Genomic DNA, 8,240 nt, shown 5'->3' on the forward strand with positions numbered 1-8,240 from the left:
TTAAGCGCGGAAATAGAAACTGGTTCGTTAAATTATTCAGAAAAATTAGAACAAATATTGCAGCAACGCCGCTATAAAATATTTAAGGAAGGAGACAAACTTTATGCTCGTAAAGGCATAGACACCGGCCGCCGTCCGGGCTTGGGATCGCGCAGCTGAGCGCAATCGCCGGCGGCGAAGACTCCGGGAGCGCTGGTGCGCAGGTGCTCATCCACCAGCACGCCGCGGTCGCATTCGATGCCCGAGCCCTCCAGAAAGGCGATGTTGGGGCTGACGCCGACGGTGAGGCCGACGAATTGGCAGTCGATCTCCTCGCCGTCCTTGGTGACCACGGCGCGGGCTCTTCCTTGATCGTCCCCCAGAATGCGGTCGAGCTCCGTCTCCAGGCGCAGGTCGATGCCGTTCTTGCGGATCTGGCGGTTGATCATCTGCGATTCTTCCGCCGGGAAGGCGTGCTCCATCCAGCTCTTCTCCCGCACCAGGAAGGTCACGGGAATCCCCCGGGAGTGGAACATCTCCGCCATCTCGACGCCGATGAGGCCGCCTCCTACCACCACCGCCCGGCGCAGCCCGGCGCTGTGTTTTTCCATCAGCTCCAGATCTTGCAGGCTGTAGAGCCCCTGGACGCCGTGAAGACTCTGCCCCGGCCAGCCGAATTGGTTGGACTTCGAGCCGGAAGCGATGATTAGCGTCTCGTACTCCAGTTGCCGGCCGCCGGCCAGGCGGATCGTGCGGTTCTCCGGATCTACCTGGTCCACGTAGGCCCGCAGCAGATCGATGCGGTTCTTCTCCCAGAACCAATCCTGATAGGGCTTGGTGTTTTCGTAGGTCATATGCCCCATGTAGATGTACATCAGGGCGGTGCGGGAGAAGAAGTGGTCGGATTCGGCGGAGATGACGGTGATGGGCCGGTCGCTGGTCTTGCGGATGTGGCGGGCGGCGGTGATGCCGGCGACACCGTTGCCGATGACGAGGACCTGTCCGGAGCTTGTAGTCACGGGGCTCAGCCTTTCTCGACCCGAGGGTTCACGCGGGGACCTGCAGAGCTCTCTCCCAAGGGAGACAGCTCGCAGTGCAGTGGTCGATTCGAAGTACGGGAGTCGGGGGAGAGCGGATTGGTACGAACGAGCCAGGAGCTGCTCAAGCTCGGCTCCGTTCTTGGCGACCCGATTCCTTGGGATGGGTCTCTACCGGCGGGCGCGGACGGGCTTTGAGGGGCTCGGTGGTGAGGGATTCCGCCAGCAGCACCAGGGCGATCCACATCAGGTCCGCCATCAGCAGATGCACCACCTGCATCCAAATCGGCGCCAGCAGGGCGACGTTGATCACTCCGCCGGTCATCTGTAGCAGCACCAGGAACATCAGCAGGCGGGCGTCCCGTTGCGTGCGGGTGCTGCGGTAGGGGCTCTCCAGCTGTCGCCGGGCAAGGACCAGCATGACGAGGCCGGCGCCGATGGCGATGAGGGGGTGGAAGGTGCGCAATCGGACCAGCAGGTGGCCGGTGGAGGAGACGTCCTGGGCCAGGGCTTGCCCCAAGGTCTCGGGGGGAAAGAGGGTGTCGCCGAGGGCGGCGATGGCTCCGCTGACGGCAGCCAGGAGGGCGCCCAGGAACGAAATCCAGAGGAGGCTGTGACCCCAGTGGCGTTGGGAGGTCACGGTCCTGTCGGGGGCGCTGAAGCGGGCGGTGAGGGTGAGGGCCCCCACCAGCAGCAGGGTGTTGGTGAGGTGGGCGGCAATGTAGACCGCCCGGGCCATGGAGTCGTTGTCCCCCACCAGCTCGAAGAGCACCAACCCGGCGCCGATGAGAGCCTCGATGAAGATCAGGATCAGCGAGGCCATGGCCGCGCGGCGGGCTACGTGGCCCTTGGGGAAGGCGCGGAAGACCGCCACCGTCAGGGCGATGACCAGCAACAGGGCGATGCCGCTGGTGGCCCGGTGGAAGAGCTCGATGAGGGTCTCGGTGGCCGGCTCCAGGGGCACCACCTCGCCGTTGCACAGCGGCCAGTGACTGCCGCAGCCGGCGCCGGAGCCGGTGGCTCGCACCACTGCTCCCCAGACGATGACCAGGAGGTTGAAGCCGAGGACCGACCAGGCAAAGCGGGCGAGGCGGTTCCGGGTTTGGGGCGCTGCGCTCATGGTTCGATGGGGTTTGGTGGAAAGTCTGGAACGGAGCCGTGCTGAGCATACCGCGCCTCGTATTGGTCAGCCAACCTCTTGGCTAGCTGATCGGATGGACGGGCTGATCTGATGAACTGGCCAACCTGAGGGACCAGCCCGCCTCTCTCCGAGTTGCTGCCCGCCGCGCCCGCCGGATTCCCTCGGCAGGAGAGTTTGTCCAAGAACTCCATCCTCGCCACGAGAGATCCCGATGCGGCCCCGTGACGTACAATAGGCGGGACCGAGATTTCCTCGCTGCTGCGGCAGCCATGCACTCTCGAACCTGCTCGGTCCAACCCATGAAGCAACTCACGGAGGAATTTCCCCATGCCCTATAGCCCGCTTCTAGTCCAGCCCATGCGCGAAGAGCTCACCAGCCTCGGCGTCGAAGAATTGCGCACCGCCGATGCGGTGGACCAGCTGATGAACAACGCCGACGGCACGGCCCTGCTGGTCTTCAACTCGGTCTGCGGCTGCGCCGCCGGCGGCGCCCGCCCGGCCATTCGCCTGGCGTTGGAAGGCGGCGGTGCGACGCCGGACAAGGTGGTGACGGTCTTCGCCGGCCAGGATGTGGAAGCCACCGCCAAGGCCCGCTCCTACATCGCCGACATCCCGCCGTCGAGCCCCTCCTTCGCCCTGTTCAAGGACGGTGAGCTGGTCTACTTCGTGCCCCGCCACCGCATCGAGGGACGCTCTCCGGAAGCCATCGCCCAGGATCTCGGCAGCGCCTTCGCCGAGCACTGCGGCGTCGCGGCGTCCTGAGGTTCCCGATCCTTGGGTACCTTCCATCAGAACAAGGGAGAGCTCCACGGCATCACGGTGGTGGTGGACACCACCGGTGAGGAGATCTTCGTTGGCCGCTGCGACACGGTGACGGATCAAGGCGTGATCCTCCTCGACGCGGCGGTCCACCGCGAGGGCACCGACGGCCGCTCGAAGGACGACTACGTTCAGCGGGCGGCCCAATTCGGCGTCTGGAAACAATTCGACCGCGTGGTCGTCCCCACCGACAAAGTCGCCTCCATCCGGCGGCTGGGGGAGATCGCAGGTTGAACCCCGCGAGGGGTTGAAACCCCTCGCGGTGGTCGCGGTGCTCGCTCACCCCCTCGCGAACCCATCCGAGATAGAGTCACTCCATGAGAATCCTAGCCACCCTCGCCGCCCTCTTCGCCGCCGCCGCCGTCATCGCCGGTGCCTTTGGAGCTCACGCCCTCGCCGGCCGCCTCGACGCCCGGGGCTTGGAGCTGTGGGAAACCGCCTCCCGCTACCTCATGTACGGCGCCTTGGGGGCGCTGGTGGCCGCTGCCGGAGGCTGGTCCTACGGTGCCGCCTCCGCGGGCTTCCTCTTGGCCGGAGCGGCCATCTTCAGCGGCACCGTCTTCGCCCTCGCCCTCGGCTCGCCGCGCTGGTTCGGGGCCATCACCCCCATCGGCGGAACCCTCCTCATCGTCGGCTTCTTGGTCCTGGCCTTCGGCATCTGGCGCGGCCGCTGACCCTCGGCGGTGGTTGCGCCACCCGGCCCCTTGCGGCTAGGATGAGACGCTCTCGCCGCACGATCCTTCGCCCCCCCTCGGGCCTGCGATCCTTCGCGGCCACCAGCACCCCAGAAACGCCTCGTGTCCTTCACCTGGACCGGTTATCGCTATCGGAGGGTTCCACCATGTCCAATTCCGTCGTCAACGTTCCGCCCCCGCACAACGAGCCGGTGCGCAAATACGCTCCCGGCTCGGAAGAGAAGCGCACCCTCAAAGCGCGCCTGCAGCAGATGATGCAGGAGGAGCTGGAGATTCCGCTGATCATCGGCGGGCAAGAGGTGCGCACCGGCGATCTCGCCGAGGCCATCTGCCCCCACGATCATCAGCACGTCCTCGCCCGCTACCACCGCGCCGGCGCCGCCGAGGTAGAGCAGGCTATCGAGGCCGCCGGCAAGGCGTGGAAAGAATGGTCCGAGATGCCCTGGGAGGCTCGCGCCTCGGTCTTCCTGCGCGCCGCCGAGCTCCTCGCCGGCCCCTGGCGGGACACCCTCAATGCCGCCACCATGCTCAATCAGAGCAAGACCGTGGTGCAGGCGGAGATCGACTCCGCCTGTGAGCTCATCGACTTCCTGCGCTTCAATCCCCACTACATGCAGGAGATCTACCGGCAACAGTCGGCGTCCTCGCCGCAGATCTGGAACCACCTGGAGTTCCGGCCCCTGGAGGGCTTCATCTTCGCCGTCACCCCCTTCAACTTCACCGCCATCGGCGGCAATCTCCCGACCTCGCCGGCGCTCATGGGCAACACGGTGCTGTGGAAGCCGGCGTCGACGGCGGTGCTCTCCAACTACTACTTCATGAAGCTGCTCCAGGAGGCCGGCCTGCCCGACGGGGTGATCAACTTCCTCCCCGGCTCCGGCGCTCAGGTGGGGGACCCGGTGCTCGCCAGCTCCGAGCTGGCGGGGATTCACTTCACCGGCTCCACTGGCGTTTTCCAGGGTATGTGGAAGACCATCGGTGACAACATCCAGCGCTACAAGGGCTACCCGCGCATCGTCGGCGAGACCGGCGGTAAGGACTTCGTCTTCGCCCACGGCAGTGCCGACGTCGAGCCCCTGGTCACCGCCTTGGTGCGCGGCGCCTTCGAATACCAGGGGCAGAAATGCTCCGCCGCTTCCCGCGCTTACATCCCCAAGTCCCTGTGGCCGCAGGTGAAGGACGGCTTGGAGCAGGCCCTGAGCGAGATTCGCATGGGCTCTCCGCTGGATTTCCGCAACTTCCTGGCGGCGGTCATCGACCGCAAATCCTTCGACAAGCTCTCCGGGGCCATCGACTTCGCCCGCGAGTCCGACGATGCGGAAGTGATCCTCGGCGGCGGCTGCGACGACTCCACGGGCTTTTTCATCGAGCCCACGGTGGTGGTCACCACCGATCCCAAGTTCCGCCTGATGGAGGAGGAGCTCTTCGGTCCGGTGCTGACCCTCTACGTCTACGAGGACGACGACCTCGACGCCACCCTCGAGCTGTGCAACACCACCAGCCCCTATGCCCTCACCGGCGCCATCTTCGCCAACGACCGGGCGGCGGTGGTGCGCATGAGCCGGGCGCTGCGCCACGCGGCGGGCAACTTCTACATCAACGACAAGCCCACCGGAGCGGTGGTCAGCCAGCAGCCCTTCGGCGGCGGTCGGGCCTCCGGTACCAACGACAAGGCGGGCTCGATGTTCAACCTCCTGCGCTGGACCTCGGTTCGTTCGGTGAAGGAGAACCTGCTGCCCACTCGCCAGGTCGCCTATCCCCACATGGGGGAGGAGTAGGGGCTCGACGGTGGAGTCCTGCACCCATCTAGGCATCAGCCCCGAGCTCTGCGGCGCGCCGGTGGAGCTGTCGCCGGGAGAGGCTACGGCGGCCTTGACGCCGACGCCGGAAATGGCCGCCGACGACCGCGGCTTGGTCCACGGCGGCTTCGTTTTCGGCCTGGCGGATTACGCTGCCATGCTGGCGGTAAACGACCCCAACGTGGTGCTGGGAGCGGCGGAGTGCCGCTTCCTGGCGCCGGTACGGGTGGGGGAGGAGCTAACGGCCCGGGCTCGGGAGGAGCCTTCGGAGAGTGCGCCCTCCGGAGGCCGCAAGCGGCAGGTGGAGGTGACGGTACAGCGCGGCGAGGACGAAGTCTTCCAAGGAAGATTCACCTGCTTCGTGCTCGATCATCATGTCCTTGACGGGTAGCGCTGGCTCGGTCGGGCCGGCGCTGACCCTTCGGCCGACCGCTATAGAGTCTCGAGTAGGGTGGGCGCCAGCCCACCAGCTGGACGAGAGCCTGGTTCGGAATAGCCCTGGAAGGAGAGTGAAACGATGCAAGGCAACGGTGGTGACCACGTAGCTCGGGTCCTGGAAGCTCAGGGCATTCCCTTCATCTTCACTCTCTGCGGTGGGCATATTTCGCCCATCCTGGTGGCGGCCAAGGCCCGGGGCGTTCGAGTGGTGGACGTGCGCCACGAGGTTAACGCCGTCTTCGCCGCCGATGCGGTGGCGCGCATCACCGGCACTCCGGGAGTGGCGGCGGTGACCGCCGGTCCCGGGGCCACCAACACCATCACGGCGGTGAAGAACGCTCAGATGGCCCAATCCCCGGTGGTGGTGCTGGTGGGGGCCACGGCGACGCTGCTGGAGGGCCGGGGCTCGCTCCAGGACATCGACCAGATGGCCCTGTTCAAACCCCACGTCAAATGGGCCGTGTCGGTGCGCCGGGTCAAAGACCTGGGCCCGACGGTGGAGAAGGCGCTGCTGGTGGCCCAGGCCGACGTGCCGGGGCCGGTAGTGGTGGAGTGCCCGGTGGACTTGCTCTACGACGAGCCATCGGTGCGCGCCCTCTACCCCTTCCAAGGCAAGGACGACAAGCCCAGGGGCCTGGCCCAACGCTTCCAGGCCTGGTATGTGAAGCGCCACCTCGACCGCCTCTTCGCCGGCGCCGACGATGTCCAAGTCGACGAGCGCCGCCGCGTCTCCGGCCCGGAACCTTCCCCGGCGACGCTGGAGACCACCTTCCAATACCTCCAGCAGGCGGAACGCCCGATCCTGCTCCTGGGCAGCCAGGCCATGCTGCGCCCGCCGGCGAAAACCCTGGTGGAGGCGGTGGAGAAGCTCGGGATCCCCACGTATCTGGCAGGCATGGCCCGTGGCTTGCTGGGCAAAGACCACCCGCTACAGCTGCGCCACAAACGGCGCCAGGCGCTCAAGCAAGCGGACCTGGTGATCCTCGCCGGCTTCCCCTGCGACTTCCGCCTCGACTACGGCCGCAGTCTGGGCAAGGCGACGGTGATCGCGGTCAACCGCAGCCGCCACGACCTCCGGCTCAACCGCAAGCCTCAGCTGGGAGTGCTGGCGGATCCCTCCCTCTTCCTCGAGCATCTGGCGGCGGAGATCGAACGCGACGGGGACGAGTGGCAGGAATGGCTGGAAGAGCTCAAAGCCCGGGACGCGGCGCGCAACGAAGAGATCGCTGAGCAGGCGGCGACGGAAACCGACTTTGTCAACCCCCTCCACATCTGCCGGGAGATCGAAGCCGCGCTGCCGGACGAGGGCGTCCTGGTGGCCGACGGCGGCGATTTCGTCGCCACCGCCTCCTACATCGTCCAACCCCGGGGCCCCCTGCGCTGGCTCGACCCCGGCGCCTTCGGCACCCTCGGCGTCGGCGCCGGCTTCGCCCTCGGCGCCAAGCTCTGCCGCCCGGAATCGGAGGTATGGATCCTCTACGGCGACGGCTCCGCCGGCTACACCCTCAGCGAATTCGACACCTTCGTGCGCCACGGCGTGCCGGTGATCGCGGTGGTGGGCAACGACGGTTGCTGGATGCAGATCGCCCGCGAGCAGGTGGAAATGCTCGGCGACGACGTGGCGGTGATGCTCGAACGCAGCGATTACCACGAGGTAGTAGAAGGCTTCGGCGCCCGCGGCCTGAAGGTGGACGACCCCGCCCAGGTTCCCGCGGTGCTGGCCCAGGCCCAAGAGATCGCGCGGAACGGCACCCCAGTGCTGATCAACGCTCATATTGGCGCGACGCAGTTTCGCAAGGGGTCGATTTCGATGTGAGGGGGGAAGGGCAAGCGCCGCGTGCGTCCCCGCAAGTCCCGCGAGGGGTTGAAACCCCTCGCTACTGTAGATCGGCCCTATGGGGGCGACACCCCCTCCCGCCCGAGAACGGAGACTCATGTTCCAGCGTGGGCAGCCGGATGTCGGGACTTTCGCTGCGCCGCTGGAACGGTGGAACAATCTGGGTGGTCTTACCCCTGGGAGCGCCGGCATCCTTGCCGGCTCCGGGACGGGCGGTGGCGGCGCCCTCCCGGAGGGAGGCCGCTATGAAGTAGCGAGGGGTTTCAACCCCTCGCGAAGCTCCAGCTGGGCACTGCGTCCCCGCTCCAGCGGGGCGCGCCTAGCTTGTGCTGTGAGCCTGCTCCTGGCGACGCTGGAGCGTCGGAACGAGTAAAGGGTGAGAGGTGGTCGTCTCCCTGGGAGCGCCGGCATCCTTGCCGGCTCCAGGGTGGGCGGTGGCGGCGTCCTCCCGGAGGGAGGCCGCTATGAAGTAGCGAGGGGTTTCAACCCCTCGCG

The 8,240-nt window shown here is 66.7% G+C and carries 8 protein-coding genes; 6 read left to right on the plus strand and 2 right to left on the minus strand.

The annotated features are described in order from the left end of the window. Positions 1–101 precede the first annotated feature (101 nt). Both SX243_24095 and SX243_24100 read right to left on the minus strand, forming a co-directional pair. Positions 102–998, minus strand: a complete 897-nt coding sequence (locus SX243_24095; protein MDY7096069.1) for an NAD(P)/FAD-dependent oxidoreductase — start codon at positions 996–998, stop codon at positions 102–104. Positions 999–1,140: 142 nt separating this feature from the next. Then, positions 1,141–2,136, minus strand: coding sequence for a COX15/CtaA family protein (locus tag SX243_24100; GenBank protein MDY7096070.1), 996 nt, complete (start codon positions 2,134–2,136; stop codon positions 1,141–1,143). Between the two features lie 348 nt (positions 2,137–2,484). Between SX243_24100 and SX243_24105 the strand changes: the two genes are divergently transcribed. The 6 genes from SX243_24105 (at position 2,485) to SX243_24130 (ending at position 7,724) form a co-directional block, all read left to right on the plus strand. Further along, complete coding sequence (locus tag SX243_24105; protein MDY7096071.1) at positions 2,485–2,919, plus strand: BrxA/BrxB family bacilliredoxin; 435 nt, start codon at positions 2,485–2,487, stop codon at positions 2,917–2,919. A gap of 12 nt (positions 2,920–2,931) precedes the next feature. Further along, entirely contained in the window at positions 2,932–3,210 is a 279-nt protein-coding gene (locus SX243_24110; GenBank protein MDY7096072.1) for a hypothetical protein, read from the plus strand. Between the two features lie 83 nt (positions 3,211–3,293). Then, positions 3,294–3,650, plus strand: a complete 357-nt coding sequence (locus SX243_24115) for a DUF423 domain-containing protein (protein ID MDY7096073.1) — start codon at positions 3,294–3,296, stop codon at positions 3,648–3,650. A gap of 167 nt (positions 3,651–3,817) precedes the next feature. Further along, positions 3,818–5,449, plus strand: a complete 1,632-nt coding sequence (pruA, locus tag SX243_24120) for an L-glutamate gamma-semialdehyde dehydrogenase (protein ID MDY7096074.1) — start codon at positions 3,818–3,820, stop codon at positions 5,447–5,449. A gap of 10 nt (positions 5,450–5,459) precedes the next feature. Then, entirely contained in the window at positions 5,460–5,861 is a 402-nt protein-coding gene (locus tag SX243_24125; protein MDY7096075.1) for a PaaI family thioesterase, read from the plus strand. A 126-nt stretch (positions 5,862–5,987) separates the two neighbouring features. Beyond that, the gene (locus SX243_24130) at positions 5,988–7,724 is read left to right on the plus strand and encodes a thiamine pyrophosphate-binding protein (GenBank protein MDY7096076.1); all 1,737 of its coding nucleotides are present in this window, start codon (positions 5,988–5,990) and stop codon (positions 7,722–7,724) included. Positions 7,725–8,240 lie beyond the last annotated feature (516 nt).

The sequence above is a fragment of the Acidobacteriota bacterium genome, assembly GCA_034211275.1.
Lineage (GTDB): Bacteria > Acidobacteriota > Thermoanaerobaculia > Multivoradales > JAHZIX01 > JAGQSE01.